The organism is Streptomyces sp. CA-251387 (genome assembly GCF_050936625.1).
Classification (GTDB): Bacteria; Actinomycetota; Actinomycetes; order Streptomycetales; family Streptomycetaceae; genus Streptomyces.
This window is the reverse complement of the sequence record NZ_JBNJMJ010000001.1, coordinates 2,542,568-2,558,577: the sequence shown is the minus strand read 5'-3', so window position 1 is coordinate 2,558,577 and position 16,010 is coordinate 2,542,568. Positions and strand designations below refer to the sequence as shown.

Below are 16,010 nucleotides of genomic sequence, written 5' to 3'. Positions count from 1 at the left end.
AAGCAGGGGGAACCGCGTAGCGATGCGTACGGGCCGTCATGTCACCATGCTCACCGAAGGCACCTATCCGCACGTCCACGGCGGCGTCAGCACCTGGTGCGACCAGCTCGTCAAGGGCATGCCCGAGGTCGACTTCCACATCGTGTCGCTCACCGGCAGCGGCCGCGAACCCGTCACATGGGAGCTGCCGCCCAACGTCTACCGGCACACCTCCGTACCGACCTGGGGCCCACGCCCTGGGCGGTGCCGAGCGCCGTACGGCCGGGCCCGCCGCCGTTTCAGCGACGCCTACGAGCGTTTCCTGCTCTCCTTCCTCGACCCCGAGACCCACTGCGACTTCGGCGAGGCCCTGGACGAGCTGGCCGAACTCGCCCGCGACGGACGCCTGTCGGCGGCCCTGCGCACCGAGTCGGCGCTGCGGTCGCTGATGTGGATATGGACGATGCCGCATCTGCCGACCGCGGCCGCCCGCCCGACCGCGCACGACGCCCTGACCGCGACCGACCTGCTGGAACACGCCCTGCGCCCCCTCGGGATCCGCATCCCCGAGGACTGTGTCGCCCACGCCGTCAGCAGCGGCCTCGCGACCCTCCCCGCCCTCGCCGCCCGCAGGCTCGACGGCGTGCCCTTCCTCCTCACCGAGCACGGCATCTATCTGCGTGAGCGCTACCTCGGCTACCGCAGCGACGCCCAGCGCTGGCCCGTGAAGGCGTTCATGCTCGGCTTCTACCGTGAGCTCAACTCGCACGGCTATCGCACCGCCGACCTGATCACCCCCTGCAACCAGTACAACCGCCGCTGGGAGGAGCGCGGCGGTGCCGACGCCGACAAGATCCGCACCGTCTACAACGGCGTCGACCCGCACGCCTTCCCGCACGCCGGCCCCGAGCCCGACGTCCCCACCCTCACCTGGTGCGGCCGCGTCGACCCCATCAAGGACCTGGAGACCCTGCTGCGGGCCTACGCCATGGTCCGCGCCGAACTCCCGGAGACCCGCCTGCGCCTGTTCGGCCCCGTCCCACCCGGCGGCGAGGCCTACCGCACCAAGCTGGAGAAACTCGCCGCCGAACTCGGCGTCACGGACGGCCTGACCTTCGAGGGCCGGATCAGCGAGGTCTGGCGCGCCTATGCGGCCGGACACGTCGTCATGCTGTCGTCCATCTCCGAGGGCTTCCCGTTCTCCATCATCGAGGCCATGTCCTGCGGCCGTACGACGGTCTCCACGGACGTCGGGGGAGTGCGCGAAGCCGTCGGCGACACCGGACTGGTGGTCCCGCCGCGCGAGCCGGAGAAGATGGCGGCCGCCGCCCTCACTCTGCTCCGCGACGACGAACGGCGCCGGAAACTGGGTGAATTGTCCCGGCAGCGCGTGATCGACCGCTTCACTCTCCGGCGCTCCGTGGACAATTTCCGGACGATTTACCAAGAGCTCGCGGGCAGCCCCGAGGTGTACGAGCCCACGCTCGAAACGGTCGCCGACTGGACCCTCGAACTGCGCGATCCCTGGTACGAGAAGGTGGCGACGGACGGAACCGGCTGGTGAGCGGAAGCCTCTGGATGCCGCCCGGCGCCCGCCCCGACACCCTGCCCGTGATCCCGCGCCGGCGCACCGCACCCGGCTGGGCGCAGCCCGATCCCATCGACGAACTCGCCGAACGCCTCGACGACTTCATAGCCGCCTCCGTCCACCCCGACGAGATTGCCGCCCTGCTGGAGTCCGACGGCCTGTCCGACGACCAGATACGCGAGCGCTACGGCGTCAAGGACTCCTTCGCGCTGGCGGAGGAGCTGTACGAACGGGTCGAACGCCGCTGTCCCGAGCCCGACGGCCCGGTCCCCGACCCCTGGCAGGTGGGCCTGCTGGGCTGCCTCCTGAGAGGCGTCGTCTTCGCCCTCCCCGGCTTCGGCTACGTCCTCGGCGCACCCCTGCTCGTCGGCCCGAAGGACGACTCCGGCCTCCCCGCGGGCACGCTCCCGCTGCTGGCCGGCGCCCTGGTCGGCTGGACATGGAACCAGGGCCTCGCCCATCGGGCCTACTCCTGGCTGGGGTTGGGCGACCGCTCCGCCGCCCGCCGCTCTCTGCTGCTGGGGGCACCGGCGGGCGCCCTGCTGGGCGCTTTGGCCGCGTTCGCCGTGGCCGGTACGGGCCATCCGGTGGCGGTCGCCTTCGCGGCCGGGCAGTCGGTCTACCTGGGCGCGGCGACCTCCCTACTGGTGATGGGCCGCGAACGGGCGCTGCTGGCCGCCTTGTCGCCGATGGCGGCGGGCGCCGTTCTGGGGTTCGTCCATCATGTGCCGGACACCGCGAGACTGATCCTGCTGCTGGGCTCGCTGACGGTGGTGGCACTACTTGGCCTCCGTGAGGTCGCGCCCCCAAAGGGGCGCGGGGCTGTATCGGACATGTGGCTACCGCCGCGTGGGCGCGACCAGCCAGGACGCACCCGCACACGGCCAACGGCAAGGGGCCCCCGTCTCTCCGCATCCCTCCCCTACGCTCTCTTCGGTCTCGCCACCGGCGTCCTGGTCCTCCACGCGGCTCTGGGCGATGTCCTGACCGGCGAGCAGCAGCGCACCGCCGCCCCCGCCGCCGTGGCCCTGACCCTCAGCATGGGCCCCGCCGAATGGCTCCTGTACCGCTTCCGCAGCGGCAGCCTCGCCGGACTGCGCTCCAGCAGCACACCGAAGGCCTTCTGGCGGACCACGGCGGTCACGGTCGTCGAGTGCCTGTCGGCCTACCTGCTCTCCCTGCTCGTCCTGAGCCTCGCCACCTCCGCGCTGTGGCCGCACGCCCAAGGCATCGCGGGCATCCGCCTCGCCGGCCTGCTCCTCCTCGGCGCGCTGCTGTGGACCGGCCTGCTGCTGCAGTCCTTCGGCGCGGTGCTCGGCGCCGCGACGGTGTGCTGCGTGGCGGCCCTCGCCCAGACGGCCGGCCTGGTGACGCACACCGGCAGCCCGCACGAGGTCGGCCTGATCGTGTACGGGGCGGCGGCGATGATCCAAGCCGCCCTCGTCTGCGCCCTGTTGGGGAGAGTGACCGCCCACCGATGAGCGAGCTGCTGATCCCGTACTACGAGCACCCGTCCGTCCGCCCCGCCGAATGGGAGGCGATCATCGCGGCCGCACCCCGCCTCTACGGGGTCGTCCTGAACCCGGCCAGCGGCCCCGGCGAGGCCCCCGACCCGGCCTTCGCGGAGGTCGCGGCCCGCCTGCGCCATGCGGACGTGCGGGTGCTCGGCTACGCCGACACCGACTACGGCCGACGCCCGCACATGGACGTCGTACGCGACCTCGTGCGGCACCGCGAGTGGTACGGCGCGGACGGCGTCTTCCTCGACCAGGTCGCCGCGGGCCGCGAGGAGTTCGGCTACTACCAGCGGCTCGCGACGGCGGCCTGGGGCGCCGGCTGCGGCACGCTCGCCCTGAACCACGGCACGGCACCGCACCCGTCGTACGCCAGGATCGCGGACGTCCTCGTCACCTTCGAGGGCACCTGGGCGACGTACGCCCGCCTCGGCCCGCCCCAGTGGCGCGGCGGCACCGGAGTGCGGCTGTGCCACCTGGTGTACGGCGTCCCGGCCGATGTCGGCCTCGCGGACCTGGCGCGCGCCCGCGGAGCCACGGTGCACTGTGCGGTGCCGGGCGCGGGCGATCACCCGTGGGGCACGTTGCCGCACACGCTGGGGCCCGTCGGCTGAGCCGCCCCCGTCCGCCGGTCGCCCAGCACGCCGAGTCGAGCACCCGCCCCCTGGTGCTGCGCCGGGTCCCGGCGGCCGAAGCCGAGTTCGATACCGAGCAGGCACGGCGTGGGTGCCGTCGGGCGGGCTGGGCGTCAGCCCAGGGACAGCACGACGAGCGCGGTCGTCGCCGCCGTCTCCGCGAGCCCGCCGAAGACGTCACCGGTGACGCCGCCGAAGCGGCGGGTGCAGTGCCGCAGGAGGAGTTCGGCGGCGGTGAGTGCGGCGAGGACCGCGAGGGCGGTGCGGGCGAGGTCGTACGTCCCGAGCAGCGCTCCCGCCGCGGCGGCGACGCCGGTCACGGCCAGGGCGACGGCCACCGCGCCCCGTACGGGAACCACCCCGGCCACCGCGGCCCCCAGCCCCTCCGGCCGTGCGGCGGGCACGCCGGTGCGCGCGGCGAGGGTGAGCGCGAGGCGGGCGGCGACCGCCGAGACGACGGTGGCGAAGGCGCCCCGGGCCCACGAGCCGTCGTACAGCCGGGAGAGCGCGGCCACCTGGGCGAGCAGCACGAACACGAGCGTGATGACGCCGAACGGCCCGATGTCCGACTGCTTCATGATCCGCAGGGCGTCCTCGGCGGGCTTGCCGCTGCCGAGCCCGTCGGCGGTGTCGGCGAGCCCGTCGAGATGCAGCCCCCGGGTGAGTACGGCGGGAACGGCGACCGCGGCGACGGCGGCGAGGAGCGGGCCGGCGCCGAGGACGAGGAGCAGGAGCCCGAGCAGGCCGGCGCTCACCCCGAGCACCACCCCCACCAGCGGAGCGCAGAGCATCCCACCCCGCGCGGCCTCCCGGTCCCAGCGGCTCACCTTGACGGGCAGCACACTGAGGGTGCCGAAGGCGAAACGGAGACCGTGCAGGGGCAGCGGGGTCATGGACGGCGGGGTCATGGACACGCCCGCAGAGTAGCCCGGACGCCGCACCCGCCAGGCAGCGCACCCTGGCCGCCGACACACTGACCCCATGGGCCACTGGCTGGAACGCAACGTCATCGAACCGGGCAAACTCCCCCTGCTCCTGGCCCTGACCGCCTTCGTGGTCACCTTCCTCGTCACGCGTCTCATCACTCGCCTCATCCGCGCGGGCAAGGGCCCCTTCCGCAACATCGAGACCGGCGCCGTCCACATCCACCACGTGGTCCCGGGCGTCGTCCTCACCGTCGCGGGCGGCTTCGGTGCGGTGTCCAGCAGCCGTTACGGCTTCGGCGCCGCCGTCTTCGCGGTGATCTTCGGCATGGGCGCGGGGCTGGTCCTCGACGAGTTCGCGCTGATCCTGCACCTCGACGACGTGTACTGGAGCGAGGAGGGACGCAAGAGCGTGGAGGTCGTCGTCCTCACGGCGGCCATGGGAGGCCTGCTGCTCGTGGGCTTCTCACCGCTGGGCGTCAACAACCTCAACCAGGACGAGGCGCAGAGCCGCGGCACGGTCCTGCTCAACGTCGGTGTGAACTTCCTCTTCTCCCTCATCGCGCTCAGCAAGGGAAAGGCCCGTGTCGCGATCTTCGGTGTGATCGTGCCGGTCATCGCCCTGGTCGGCGCCATCCGCCTGGCCCGCCCCAACTCCGCGTGGGCCCGCCGCTTCTACGTCCGCCGCCCGCGCGCCCGCGCCAAGGCCAGCCTGCGCGCCTACCGCCACGACCGCCGCTGGGTCCGTCCCCGCCGCGCCCTGGAGGAATGGCTGGGCGGCAAACCCGACGCGGCGCCCGGCAACACCGCCGACCGCCGCTGACGCCGGCGCAGCGCCGCCGCCGCCCCGCACCAGCACCGCCGCGATCGCCGCCAGGTGCTCCTTCCCGGCGAGGTTCTCCTTCAGCGCCACCTCGACCACCATCGCCGCGACCACGGCACCGGCCGTGACATACGCGCGGTAACGCCACCCGAGGACCGCCGGCACGCTTGACCCGTCGGCCCCCCTCTTCCCGCGGCAACGGCACCCACCGACGACGGCGCAGCCCGGCGATGCCGAACTGTCCGCAACCCCCTGCTCGGCCTACTCGGCCTCTGAAAGCAGCTCCGGGTCCGCCGGCTCCCCGGACATCTCCGGCTCCTCCGATTCCTTCGGCTTCTCCGGCAGTTCCGCGGCCAGTGCCGCCGCGGCCTGGACCATCGGCAGGGCCAGCAGGCCCCCGGCTCCCTCGCCCACCTTCACGCCCTGGTCGAGGAGCGGCTCCAGGGCCATCCGGTCCAGTGCCTTCGCCTGACCCGGCTCCCCGCTGTTGTGCGCGGCAAGCCACCAGTCCGGCGCCCGGAACGCGATCCGCTGCCCTACCAGCGCGCAGGCGGCAACCACCACCCCGTCCAGCACGACCGGCATCTTCCGCACCGCACTCTGCAGCAGGAACCCCGTGATCGCGGCGAGGTCGGCCCCGCCCACCGTCGCGAGCAGCTGCAGTTGATCCCCGAGCACGGGCCGGGCCCGGCGCAGGGCGTCCCGGATCGCCGCGCACTTGCGCATCCACGCGAGGTCGTCGATGGCCAGCCCGCCCCGCCCGGTGACCACGGAGGCATCCGTCCCGCACAGCGCCGCGACCAGCACCCCGGCCGCCGTCGTCCCGCCGACGCTCACATCGCCGAGCACCACCAGATCCGTACCGGAGTCGGCTTCCTCGTCGGCCACCGCCACCCCCGCCCGGAAGGCCGCCTCGGCCTCCTCGAGCGTCAACGCGTCCTCGACGTCGATACGACCGCTCCCGCGCCGCACCCGGTGCCGTACGACGGCCTCCGGTAGCGACTCCGGGTCGCAGTCCAGCGCCATGTCGACGACCCGTACCGCGACCCCGAGCCGCCGCGCGAGCACGGACACCGGCCGGCCGCCCTCGAGGACCTCCCGCACCAACTCCCCGGCGCCGCCCGCGGGCCGCGCCGACACGCCCAGTTCGGCGATGCCGTGGTCTCCGGCGAACAGCACGACCCGCGGCTGTTCGATCGGCCGTACCGGTACCGCGGCCTGCGCCGCCGCCAGCCACTCACCCAGTTCGTCGAGGCGGCCCAGCGCCCCGGGCGGCACGATCTGACGCTCACGGCGGGCTTCGGCATCCCGGCGCACCCCACCGTCGGGGCGCTCGATCAGATCAGTGAAGTCGTCGAGATTAAGCGAGCTCATTCGCCGAACAGTACCGGCACCGGTCGAACAGAACGGCCCCACATGGCCACCAGGCGCTCCGCCACGTCACCGCCACATCCGCACGACGTCGTTGCACCCAAGATCGCCATCCCATACGTTCCGTTTTGCAGTGGATTGTCGGGGCATGCTCGCAGCACCATTCCGCCGTAAGCCGCGCCGTATGCCCCGGCGGACGCCCCGCCGTACCCCCTCGCGCTCGGGAGCCGCTCATGACCGCGACCGCACCCTCGCAACGACGCCCCGCCGCCTGCGCGTTCACCCTCGCCGCATGCCGGGACCACACCTACGCCCCCCGGTTCCTGAGACTCGTACGACAGGCGTCGCCCCGTCACCTGAGAGCCGCGGCCCGCGCGGCGCTCCCCTTCCCCGAGCCGGAGAGCTGGCTGGACGTGGGCACGGGCGACGCACGCTTCCCGGAGGCGGCCAAGGAGGTCTTCCCCTACACCGCGTTCGACGGCCTGGACCCGACCCACCGAGTCCTGCACGCGCGCGTGGCCGAGCGCATCGAGGAGGCCCACGTAGGGCAATTGACGGACCCCCGGATCACGGCCCGTCTGCGCACCCGCTACGACATCGTCAGCATGCTCCGCCACCTGGAACACACCCCGGACCCCCGCGCGGAACTCCGCGCCGCCCTCTCGGTCCTCCGCCCGGGCGGCCATCTCATCGTCGAACTCCCCAACCCGCGCAGCGCGTTCGCCCTGTTGTTCGGCACGGCGTGGATCCCGCAGAGCCCGCACGGCCACCTGCACCTGCTGCCGCTGCGCACGCTCCACGAGGAGCTGCGGTCCCTGGGCTGCACGATCGTCGCGACGGACCGCCGCACCCCGCACGTGCCCTACGACCTGGCGGCCACGATCGCCCTGGTGCTGAACCTCCTCCTGGGCCCGGTGCTGGCCGTACTGGGCGCGCCGTTGGTGGCCGCCGCGTGGGCCGTCGACCTGGTCCTGGCCCCCTTCCTCCGCCGCACCCCCCTGTCGAACGGATACCGGGTCATCGCCCGCAAGGAGCCAACCTGAGTGCAGCGCCCCCTCAGGGGCGCGGGGCTGTATCGATATGCGGCTCCGCCGCGGGGCGCGACCAGCCACGGACAACCCGCAGCCGCCCGACGACAAACCGCGGCACCCTCATCCGCGAAGGACAAGCGCCTGGCCCGCAACAACCAGAACCACCTGCTCGCACTCACCCGCGAACGCGGCGTTCAGCCGCCCGAGCTCATCCCGATACCGCCGCCCCGACGCCGTGGCCGGCACAATCCCCGACCCCACTTCATTGGACACGGCGACGACGGTCCGCCGAGTCGCCCGCACCGCCCCCGTGAGCTCGCGCACGCGCTCCCGCAGCGCCCGCTCACCGCCGTCCGCCCACACCGCGTCGTCCCACGCCCCGACGGAGTCCATCGCGTCCGTCAGCCACAGCGACAGACAGTCGATGAGCAACGGGGCCCCGTCCTCGGCCAGCAGCGGCACCAGGTCGCACGTCTCGGCGGTACGCCATGACCCCGGCCGCCGATCCCGGTGCGCGGCGACCCGCGACGCCCACTCCGTGTCCCCGCTCCGGCTGCCGCCGGTCGCGACGTACAGCACATCGGGGAAGGCCTCCAGCCGCCGCTCCGCCTCCACCGACTTCCCGGACCGCGCCCCGCCCAGCACCAGGGTCCGCCGGGGCACGTCCGGCACGTCCTCGTACGCCCCCACCACCAGCGTCGCCCCGTCCGGCACCGCCCGCGCGCCCGCCGCGGCCAGCCGCCGCCGCAACTCGGCGCCCGGCGGCACGTCATGGTCGAGGTGGACGGCGACGACATCCGTCGTCGGACCGACCGCGCCCACCGCCCGCAGCTTGGCCAGGGCGTCCGGCCGCCCCACGACATCGGCGACCACCATGTCGTACATCCCGACGGCCCCCTCCTCCAGCCCGGCCGGCGCACCACCCGGCGGCAGATACAGCAGCCGCTGCCCGTCCGGCCCGGTCACCGCGTACCCGGTGCCCGGCGAGTCCATCGCCACCGCCCGCACCCGATGCCCCGTCAGCAGCGCCAACTCCCGCCCGTCCGGCACCCGCCCGGGCTGCGGCACCCCCGCCGGCACCTCGACGGCGGGCCCGTCGTGCGGATGCGACAACAGCACCTGCCGTACGCCGCCCAGCGAACGCCCCGCCCTCGCCGCCGCGAACGCCGCCCCGGGCGTCAGATCCAGCAACAGCGCCCCGTCCACGAGCAACGCGGTGGCCGCCCGCGCGTCATCACCGAGCGCGCTCGCACAGGCCGCACAGGGACAGTCGGGGCGGGGGAGGCCCGCGGGGGCACCGGTGCCCAGGAGAGTGAGTTCCACGGACCCGATTTTCGCTTGTCCGCGCAGGTCTTGCGCATCCGACTAGGCTCAGCGCAGGAGCTGGATCAAGATCCGGCTCCTCCTGTGCACGTGCTGACACCTTGGAGGCGTACATGGCGGCATGGACGTGGCGGTTCGAGAAGGCCGACGGGGCGGAGGTCCAGCCCGCGGTGCAGCCCGAGGAGTTCACCACCCAGGGGGACGCCGAGTCCTGGATCGGTGAGCACTGGAAGGCGCTGCTGGAGGGCGGTGCGGACCAGGTGCGGCTGTTCGAGGACTCCACGGAGATCTACGGGCCGATGAGCCTGCACGCCGAGGAGTCTTGAGCGCAGGGGCGAGGGCCGTGTACGGCAGGCCCTCGCCCTCCCTCACCTCACTGCTCACCCAGCGTCACGTCCACCGTCTGCTCACGGCCGTCGCGCGTGTACGTCACGGTCGTCCGCTCGCCCGGCCGGTCGGAGGCCAGCTCCTCGGCGAGTGAGGTGATGGTGGTGATGTCCGTGTCACCGAGCCGGGTGATGACGTCCCCGGGCTCGATTCCGGCCTTGTCGGCCGCCCCGCCCGCCATCACCTCGACGACGGCGACGCCCGCGACCTCGTAGTCCTCGTTCACGACCGTACGGCCCGTGATGCCGAGCGCCGCCCGGCCCGAGTCGGTGACCCGGCCGTCCTTCACGATCTGGTCGGCGATCGTCCGCACCGTCGACGCCGGGATCGCGAACCCGATGCCGGGTGCCGCACCCTCGCCCGCGCCGGGGTCGGTCGCCGCGAGGGTCGGGATGCCGATGACCCGGCCGTCGAGGTTCACCAGGGCGCCGCCGCTGTTGCCGGGGTTGATGGCGGCCGACGTCTGCACCATGTTGGCGATCGTCGCGCCCGTACCGCCCTGGCTGCGGCCCTCGGTGACGGTCCGTCCGGTCGCCGAGACGATGCCCTGCGTCACGCTGGACGACAGTCCCAGCGGCGAACCCATGGCCAGCACGATCTGCCCGACCTCGACCTTCGCCGAGTCCCCGAACGCCGCCGCCTTCAGCCCCTTCGGCGCCTTGTCCAGCCTGATGACCGCGAGGTCCTGCTGCGGGTACGAGAAGACGAGCCGTGCGGTGAGGGTGTCCTCGCTGTTGGCGGTCGTCACCCGGAAGCGGTCCTCGTTCCCCACGACATGCGCGTTGGTGACGATGTGTCCCTGGCCGTCGTAGACCACGCCCGACCCCAGATCGTTCCTGGCCTGGATCTGCACGACCGATGGCAGAACGTCCCTGATCACCTTCAGGTAGCCGTCCTGCAGATCGTCGACCGCCCTCGGGGCGGCGGCCTGCGCGGCCTGCGTGGTCGAGTCCTCCTTCTCGCGCGAGCGCGCGGACGGGGAACCGGAACACGCGGAGAGGAGCCCGAGGCAGCACAGCAGGGCGACGGCCACGACGACCGGCCGCAGGGCACGGAAACGGCGAGCATCCATGCCCCGAGTCTCACCGCGGACCACGGGTCCGGCCTGCGCTGCTCACCCGAACGGGGCCCTGGTGAAAGCGGCTGCGGTTCGACAGCGGCCCAAGGGCGCGGGGCTGTATCGATATGCGACTCCGCCGCGACAGGGGCCGCGCTCATGGGCCCCCGCTCGAGCGAAGCCGAGAGTGGGGGAGAAGCCGAGGGTGGGGAAGCGACCAGCCGCGACGGGCCCGCGGAAGACCGACGGCCTGTCGTGGCCCCGCGGCGGAGCCGCAGGCCGACACCGCCCGCGGAGTGCTCAGCCGCGCACTCCGCACAGATGCAGCAGCGCCGCCACGCTCCGATACGGGTCCGTCTTGCCGGCCCGCTCCTCGACCGCCACCAGCGTCTCCACGTCCGGCGGGATCTGAGCCCCGTCGGCCGCCGTGTCGGTGAACACCCGCACCCCGTACCAGGCGTGCAGCGGCGCCCCGATGCCCGCGAGCGTCGCCGTCAGTTCGGCGAGCCGGTCGGCCCGTACGTCGAGCCCCAGGCGGTTCCGGTACGCGGTGGTGTCGAAGGCGGCCAGTGCCCCGGCCCAGTCCCTGGCCAGCCCCGGCCGCATGGCCAGCGCGTCGCCGTTGCGCACGAGGAGTGACAACAGTCCGCCCGGGGCGAGCATCCGGGCCAGCCCGGCCAGCAGCGGATCGGGCTCCTCGATGTACATCAGCACGCCGTGGCACAGCACGACGTCGAAGCTGCCCGGCAGAAAGTGGACGCCCGTGTCCCGTCCGTCCCCCTGGACGATACGGACCCGCTCCCGGATCCCCTCGGGCTCGCCGGCGAGCTCCTCGCGGGCGGTCGCGATCATCTTCGGGTCCTGCTCGACGCCGGTCACCTGGTGCCCGGCCCGGGCCAGGCGCAGCGCCTGCGTGCCCTGGCCCATGCCCACGTCGAGCACCCGCAGCCGCTGCCCGACCGGGAACCGCCCGGCTATCTGCTCGTCGAGCTGCCGGGCCACCAGCTCCTGTCGTACGACATCACGCAGCCCGCCCAGCTTGCTCAGCCAGGCGTCGGCCGCACCCCCGGAGAACGCCGTTGTGCTCAGGGCCGCTCTCCGCGCTTGACCTGCGGCTTCGGCAGCCGGAGCCGGCGCATCTGCAGGGAACGCATCAGCGCGTAGGCGACGGCGCCACGCCGGTTGTCGTCGGGGAAGCGCTCGGCCAGCCGCTTCTTCAGACGGAAGCCGGTGACGAACGAGTCCAGCACGATCAGCACGATCACGACCAGCCACAGCAGCAGCGCGATGTTCTGCAACGCCGCCACCCGGACCATGCTCAGCACGAGGATGACCACGGCCATCGGCAGGAAGAACTCCGCGATGTTGAAGCGCGAGTCGATGAAGTCACGCGCGAACCTGCGGACCGGACCCTTGTCACGGGCCGGCAGATACCGCTCGTCGCCCCCCGCCAGCGCCTGGCGCTGCTTCTCCAGCGCGGCCCGGCGCTCCTCGCGCTGGCGCTTGGCGGCGTCTTTGCGCGTCATCGACGTGTTGGCCACGCTGCGGCGCTGCGACTGGGCCTCACTGCGCTTGGGCGTGGGGCGGCCCTTCGGGGCCTCGGGGTGACGGGTCTCATTGGAGTCGGTCACCAGCGCCTTGTCGGCGGCTTGGGCCTTCTCTTCCTTGGCACGGCTACGGAACACAAAACCCAAGGGTACGGGGTGCCAGGGGTTGGACCCCAGCCCCATGGGGAACGATCCGGCAACACCAGTCGTCGTAGGGGGACAGAGGGGACGTTGCACCCGGGAGTCACCTACTCCTTACGCCGGAGCGGGACCGTACGCAGTCGTCCTTGGGGATGAGCGCATCCGTCCCCGAACAGTGCGTCAATGGATGCAGGGCCCGTACTGTGGGTTCTGTCGCAGAGCTGGAGCTGGACGTCAGAAGGGGGCGCGCGAAGCCCATGAGCGGTGTCATGAAGCGTATGGGGATGATCTTCCGCGCGAAGGCGAACAAGGCCCTTGACCGGGCCGAGGACCCGCGCGAGACCCTCGATTACTCGTACCAGAAGCAGCTGGAGCTGCTCCAGAAGGTCCGCCGCGGCGTCGCCGACGTGGCCACGTCGCGCAAGCGCCTGGAACTCCAGCTCAACCAACTCCAGCAGCAGTCGACGAAGCTGGAGGACCAGGGCCGCAAGGCGCTCGCGCTGGGCCGCGAGGACCTGGCCCGCGAGGCGCTGTCCCGCCGAGCCGCCCTCCAGCAGCAGGTGACGGACCTGGAGACCCAGCACGCGACCCTGCAGGGCGAGGAGGAGAAGCTCACCCTCGCGGCCCAGCGCCTGCAGGCGAAGGTCGACGCCTTCCGCACCAAGAAGGAGACGATCAAGGCCACGTACACCGCGGCCCAGGCCCAGACCCGGATCGGCGAGGCGTTCTCCGGCATCTCGGAGGAGATGGGCGACGTCGGCCTGGCGATCCAGCGGGCCGAGGACAAGACGGCCCAGCTCCAGGCGAGGGCGGGAGCCATCGACGAGCTGCTCGCCTCGGGCGCTCTGGACGACCAGTCCGGCATGCACAAGGACGACATCCAGGCCGAGCTGGACCGGCTCTCCGGTGGTACGGATGTAGAGCTGGAGCTGCAGCGCATGAAGGCGGAGCTGGCGGGCGGCCCGTCGGCCGGTCAGCAGGCCATCGAAGGCGGCCCGGGTGGCCAGTCGCAGCAGCAGTCCCAGCAACAGCCGCAGGACACCCCGCGCTTCGACAAGCAGTAAGGCAGCGCCGACGGCCGGGGCCCACGCCGAGGAGGCCGAGATGGGCGACCTGATCGTCCGGATCATGGGTGAGGGGCAGGTGAAGCTGTCCGACAGCCATCTGCCCGAGCTGAACAAGCTCGACGACGAGCTCCTGGTGGAAATGGAGAACGGCGACGGCCCCGGCTTCCGCCGCACCCTCGACGCACTCCTCTCCAAGGTCCGCGAACTGGGCGAGCCCCTGCCGGACGCCTCCCTCGAACCGTCCGAGCTGATCCTGCCGTCGCCGGACGCGACGTTGGAGGAGGTGCGGGAGCTGCTGAGCGACGACGGCTTGATCCCGGGTTGAGCTGGGGTGCCTCTGGGCGCCGTCCGTGAAAACCAGCCCGTCCGGCGTTCGAGGAAGAGGCCCTTTCGGGGCCGAAGCGGGGGTCTGGGGGCGGCAGCCCCCAGCCGACGCGCACCGCGACGCCGGGCACACAACACAAGGAACCTCCAGTTGGCCCCCGTTCCAAGCCCCGCAGGGACACGCCTCCGGCGGCACCTCAAGGCGCACCCCATGGCGCTGGACGCGGCACTGGCGGTCGGCGTGCTGGCCTGCATGGTCGCCGGTTCGTTCGTGGACCCGCACGGGAAGAGCGGGGTGACCTGGACCCTGCGCACCCCGGACGTGCTCAGCCTCCTGCTCATCACCCTCGGCGCCGCGGCCCTGGTCTTCCGCCGCCGCGCCCCCATGACGGTCCTCGCCCTCACCGGTACCGCCTCCGTCATCGAGTCCGTCACCGGTGACCCCCGCGCCCCCGTCGCCATGTCGGCGGTCATCGCCCTCTACACCGTCGCCTCGACCACCGACCGCTCCACGACCTGGCGCGTGGGCCTGCTCACCATGACCGTCCTGACCGGCTCCGCGATGCTCGCCGGCCCCCTGCCCTGGTACGCCCAGGAGAACCTCGCCATCTTCGCCTGGACCGGCATCGGCGCCACCGCCGGCGACGCCGTCCGCAGCCGCCGCGCCGTCGTCGACGCCATCCGCGAGCGCGCCGAGCGGGCCGAGCGCACCCGCGAGGAGGAGGCCCGCCGCCGCGTCGCCGAGGAGCGCCTCCGTATCGCCCGGGACCTGCACGACGTCGTCGCCCACCACATCGCCCTCGTCAACGTCCAGGCCGGCGTCGCCGCCCACGTCATGGACAAGCGCCCCGACCAGGCCAAGGAGGCTCTGGCCCACGTACGCGAGGCCAGCCGCTCCGCGCTCAACGAACTCCGCGCCACCGTCGGCCTGCTGAGACAGTCCGGCGACCCCGAGGCCCCCACCGAACCCGCCCCGGGCCTCGACCGCCTCGACGAACTCGCGGGCACCTTCCGCAGCGCGGGCCTCCAGGTGGAGGTCGCCCGCGCCGACCAGGGCACCACGCTCCCCGCCGCCGTCGACCTGGCCGCCTACCGCGTCATCCAGGAGGCGCTGACGAATGTGCAGAAGCACGCGGGCCCGGAGGCCAAGGCCGAGGTCAGTGTCGTCCGCGTGGGCCCGAACATCGAGATCACCGTCCTCGACGACGGCGCCGGCGAGGACGACACCCACGACGGCGGCGGCCACGGCCTGCTCGGCATGCGCGAGCGCGTCACCGCCCTGCGCGGCACCCTCACCACCGGCCCCCGCTACGGAGGCGGTTTCCGCGTCCATGCGATCCTGCCGGTCAAGAGCCGCACACGCCCCGCGGAGGACGCGGCTGACACCAGCCGCTGAAGACGCCGTACGACCGCCGTATGACACAGCCGGGGAACTCGCACGCACCCCGCGGGAGTTGTCGTATGGCAAAGCCGACCGCCTCGTCCCCCTCAGAGGACCCCGCATGACCATCCGCGTCCTGCTCGCCGACGACCAGGCACTCCTGCGCAGCGCCTTCCGGGTGCTCGTCGACTCCGAGCCCGACATGGAGGTCGTCGCCGAGGCGTCCGACGGGGCGCAGGCGGTGCGGCTGGCCAAGGAGGCGCGGGCGGACGTCGTCCTGATGGACATCCGGATGCCCGGCACCGACGGCCTCGCCGCCACCCGCATGATCAGCGCCGACCCGGCTCTCGCACATGTCCGCGTGGTCATCCTGACCACCTTCGAGGTCGACGACTACGTCGTGCAGTCGCTGCGCGCCGGCGCCTCCGGCTTCCTCGGCAAGGGCTCCGAACCCGACGAACTCCTCAGCGCCATCCGCGTCGCGGCCGGCGGCGAGGCCCTGCTCTCCCCGGCCGCCACCAAGGGCCTGATCGCCCGCTTCCTCGCCCAGGGCAGCGCGGACGACGACCGTGACCCCGCCCGCTCCGAGCGGCTCGACGCCCTCACCGTCCGGGAGCGCGAGGTCCTGGTGCAGGTCGCGGGCGGGCACTCCAACGACGAGATCGCCGAGCGTCTCGAGGTCAGCCCGCTGACCGTGAAGACGCACGTCAACCGGGCCATGTCCAAGCTCGGCGCCCGCGACCGGGCCCAGCTCGTGGTGATCGCGTACGAGTCGGGGCTGGTACGTCCAAGGGTGGAGTGACCTCGATGCTGTGTACTGCGCCCGGAGTATGCGCCGTATAAGGAAATGGACCTGGGGTCTACGAAACCGGGCTCCCCGATGGATCAGGGTGTAGGGGCGGGCGCTCACCTGTGCGCA

The 16,010-nt window shown here is 72.7% G+C and carries 16 protein-coding genes; 10 read left to right on the top strand and 6 right to left on the bottom strand.

Translation table 11 applies throughout. From position 1 onward, the window contains the following. The first annotated feature begins 22 nt into the window (after positions 1-22). Genes pelF through ACQEV2_RS11400 form a run of 3 tightly spaced genes read left to right on the top strand, consistent with a single transcriptional unit; the run spans position 23 to position 3,695 of the window. Complete coding sequence (gene pelF, locus ACQEV2_RS11410) at positions 23-1,543, top strand: GT4 family glycosyltransferase PelF (protein WP_433039223.1); 1,521 nt, start codon at positions 23-25, stop codon at positions 1,541-1,543. Beyond that, a complete protein-coding gene (locus tag ACQEV2_RS11405) occupies positions 1,540-3,048 on the top strand; it encodes a hypothetical protein (protein WP_433039222.1) in 1,509 nt (502 codons plus the stop codon). Before pelF ends, ACQEV2_RS11405 begins: the two co-directional genes overlap by 4 nt. Beyond that, a complete protein-coding gene (locus ACQEV2_RS11400) occupies positions 3,045-3,695 on the top strand; it encodes a spherulation-specific family 4 protein (protein WP_433039221.1) in 651 nt (216 codons plus the stop codon). The genes ACQEV2_RS11405 and ACQEV2_RS11400 overlap by 4 nt, the downstream gene beginning before the upstream one ends. A gap of 134 nt (positions 3,696-3,829) precedes the next feature. Here ACQEV2_RS11400 and ACQEV2_RS11395 read toward each other — a convergent pair whose 3' ends face one another. Next, positions 3,830-4,609, bottom strand: a complete 780-nt coding sequence (locus ACQEV2_RS11395; protein WP_433054366.1) for an adenosylcobinamide-GDP ribazoletransferase — start codon at positions 4,607-4,609, stop codon at positions 3,830-3,832. 88 nt (positions 4,610-4,697) lie between these two features. Between ACQEV2_RS11395 and ACQEV2_RS11390 the strand changes: the two genes are divergently transcribed. Beyond that, on the top strand, positions 4,698-5,462 hold the full coding sequence (locus ACQEV2_RS11390) for a hypothetical protein (protein WP_433039220.1): 765 nt from the start codon (positions 4,698-4,700) through the stop codon (positions 5,460-5,462). A gap of 261 nt (positions 5,463-5,723) precedes the next feature. Here the strand turns inward: ACQEV2_RS11390 and cobT are convergent, their stop codons facing one another. Continuing rightward, complete coding sequence (gene cobT / locus ACQEV2_RS11385) at positions 5,724-6,836, bottom strand: nicotinate-nucleotide--dimethylbenzimidazole phosphoribosyltransferase (protein ID WP_433039219.1); 1,113 nt, start codon at positions 6,834-6,836, stop codon at positions 5,724-5,726. A gap of 230 nt (positions 6,837-7,066) precedes the next feature. On the opposite strand from cobT, the gene ACQEV2_RS11380 reads away from it, so the two are divergent. Then, a complete protein-coding gene (locus ACQEV2_RS11380) occupies positions 7,067-7,876 on the top strand; it encodes a class I SAM-dependent methyltransferase (RefSeq protein WP_433039218.1) in 810 nt (269 codons plus the stop codon). A 108-nt stretch (positions 7,877-7,984) separates the two neighbouring features. Here the strand turns inward: ACQEV2_RS11380 and ACQEV2_RS11375 are convergent, their stop codons facing one another. After that, positions 7,985-9,187 (bottom strand): bifunctional adenosylcobinamide kinase/adenosylcobinamide-phosphate guanylyltransferase, encoded by a 1,203-nt coding sequence (locus ACQEV2_RS11375; RefSeq protein WP_433039217.1) that lies wholly within the window; start codon positions 9,185-9,187, stop codon positions 7,985-7,987. A gap of 113 nt (positions 9,188-9,300) precedes the next feature. Here ACQEV2_RS11375 and ACQEV2_RS11370 point away from each other — a divergent pair, with 113 nt between their 5' ends. Further along, on the top strand, positions 9,301-9,513 hold the full coding sequence (locus tag ACQEV2_RS11370; protein ID WP_433039216.1) for a hypothetical protein: 213 nt from the start codon (positions 9,301-9,303) through the stop codon (positions 9,511-9,513). 47 nt (positions 9,514-9,560) lie between these two features. Here the strand turns inward: ACQEV2_RS11370 and ACQEV2_RS11365 are convergent, their stop codons facing one another. The 3 genes from ACQEV2_RS11365 to ACQEV2_RS11355 all read right to left on the bottom strand — a co-directional run bounded on the left by ACQEV2_RS11365 (position 9,561) and on the right by ACQEV2_RS11355 (position 12,361). Further along, the gene (locus ACQEV2_RS11365; protein ID WP_433039215.1) at positions 9,561-10,646 is read right to left on the bottom strand and encodes a trypsin-like peptidase domain-containing protein; all 1,086 of its coding nucleotides are present in this window, start codon (positions 10,644-10,646) and stop codon (positions 9,561-9,563) included. Between the two features lie 285 nt (positions 10,647-10,931). Then, positions 10,932-11,633, bottom strand: coding sequence for a class I SAM-dependent methyltransferase (locus ACQEV2_RS11360; RefSeq protein WP_433039214.1), 702 nt, complete (start codon positions 11,631-11,633; stop codon positions 10,932-10,934). An 83-nt stretch (positions 11,634-11,716) separates the two neighbouring features. Beyond that, the gene (locus ACQEV2_RS11355) at positions 11,717-12,361 is read right to left on the bottom strand and encodes a DUF3043 domain-containing protein (protein WP_433039213.1); all 645 of its coding nucleotides are present in this window, start codon (positions 12,359-12,361) and stop codon (positions 11,717-11,719) included. 242 nt (positions 12,362-12,603) lie between these two features. On the opposite strand from ACQEV2_RS11355, the gene ACQEV2_RS11350 reads away from it, so the two are divergent. The 4 genes from ACQEV2_RS11350 to ACQEV2_RS11335 all read left to right on the top strand — a co-directional run bounded on the left by ACQEV2_RS11350 (position 12,604) and on the right by ACQEV2_RS11335 (position 15,893). Beyond that, on the top strand, positions 12,604-13,383 hold the full coding sequence (locus tag ACQEV2_RS11350; RefSeq protein ID WP_433054363.1) for a PspA/IM30 family protein: 780 nt from the start codon (positions 12,604-12,606) through the stop codon (positions 13,381-13,383). Between the two features lie 49 nt (positions 13,384-13,432). Continuing rightward, complete coding sequence (pspAA, locus tag ACQEV2_RS11345) at positions 13,433-13,711, top strand: PspA-associated protein PspAA (protein ID WP_433054360.1); 279 nt, start codon at positions 13,433-13,435, stop codon at positions 13,709-13,711. Positions 13,712-13,861: 150 nt separating this feature from the next. Continuing rightward, complete coding sequence (locus ACQEV2_RS11340) at positions 13,862-15,106, top strand: sensor histidine kinase (protein ID WP_433039212.1); 1,245 nt, start codon at positions 13,862-13,864, stop codon at positions 15,104-15,106. 106 nt (positions 15,107-15,212) lie between these two features. Then, positions 15,213-15,893 carry a response regulator gene (locus ACQEV2_RS11335; RefSeq protein ID WP_433039211.1) on the top strand — a complete coding sequence of 227 codons (681 nt, stop codon included), beginning with the start codon at positions 15,213-15,215 and terminating at the stop codon, positions 15,891-15,893. Positions 15,894-16,010 lie beyond the last annotated feature (117 nt).

Excerpts from the sequence above, each read along its gene's own strand:
- pelF (WP_433039223.1), top strand. The coding sequence starts at position 23 with ATGCGTACGGGCCGTCATGTCACCATGCTCACCGAAGGCACCTATCCG.
- ACQEV2_RS11400 (WP_433039221.1), top strand. The coding sequence starts at position 3,045 with ATGAGCGAGCTGCTGATCCCGTACTACGAGCACCCGTCCGTCCGCCCC.
- ACQEV2_RS11395 (WP_433054366.1), bottom strand. The coding sequence starts at position 4,609 with ATGACCCCGCTGCCCCTGCACGGTCTCCGTTTCGCCTTCGGCACCCTC.
- ACQEV2_RS11390 (WP_433039220.1), top strand. The coding sequence starts at position 4,698 with ATGGGCCACTGGCTGGAACGCAACGTCATCGAACCGGGCAAACTCCCC.
- cobT (WP_433039219.1), bottom strand. The coding sequence starts at position 6,836 with ATGAGCTCGCTTAATCTCGACGACTTCACTGATCTGATCGAGCGCCCC.
- ACQEV2_RS11380 (WP_433039218.1), top strand. The coding sequence starts at position 7,067 with ATGACCGCGACCGCACCCTCGCAACGACGCCCCGCCGCCTGCGCGTTC.
- ACQEV2_RS11370 (WP_433039216.1), top strand. The coding sequence starts at position 9,301 with ATGGCGGCATGGACGTGGCGGTTCGAGAAGGCCGACGGGGCGGAGGTC.
- ACQEV2_RS11365 (WP_433039215.1), bottom strand. The coding sequence starts at position 10,646 with ATGGATGCTCGCCGTTTCCGTGCCCTGCGGCCGGTCGTCGTGGCCGTC.
- ACQEV2_RS11355 (WP_433039213.1), bottom strand. The coding sequence starts at position 12,361 with ATGGGGCTGGGGTCCAACCCCTGGCACCCCGTACCCTTGGGTTTTGTG.
- ACQEV2_RS11350 (WP_433054363.1), top strand. The coding sequence starts at position 12,604 with ATGATCTTCCGCGCGAAGGCGAACAAGGCCCTTGACCGGGCCGAGGAC.
- ACQEV2_RS11335 (WP_433039211.1), top strand. The coding sequence starts at position 15,213 with ATGACCATCCGCGTCCTGCTCGCCGACGACCAGGCACTCCTGCGCAGC.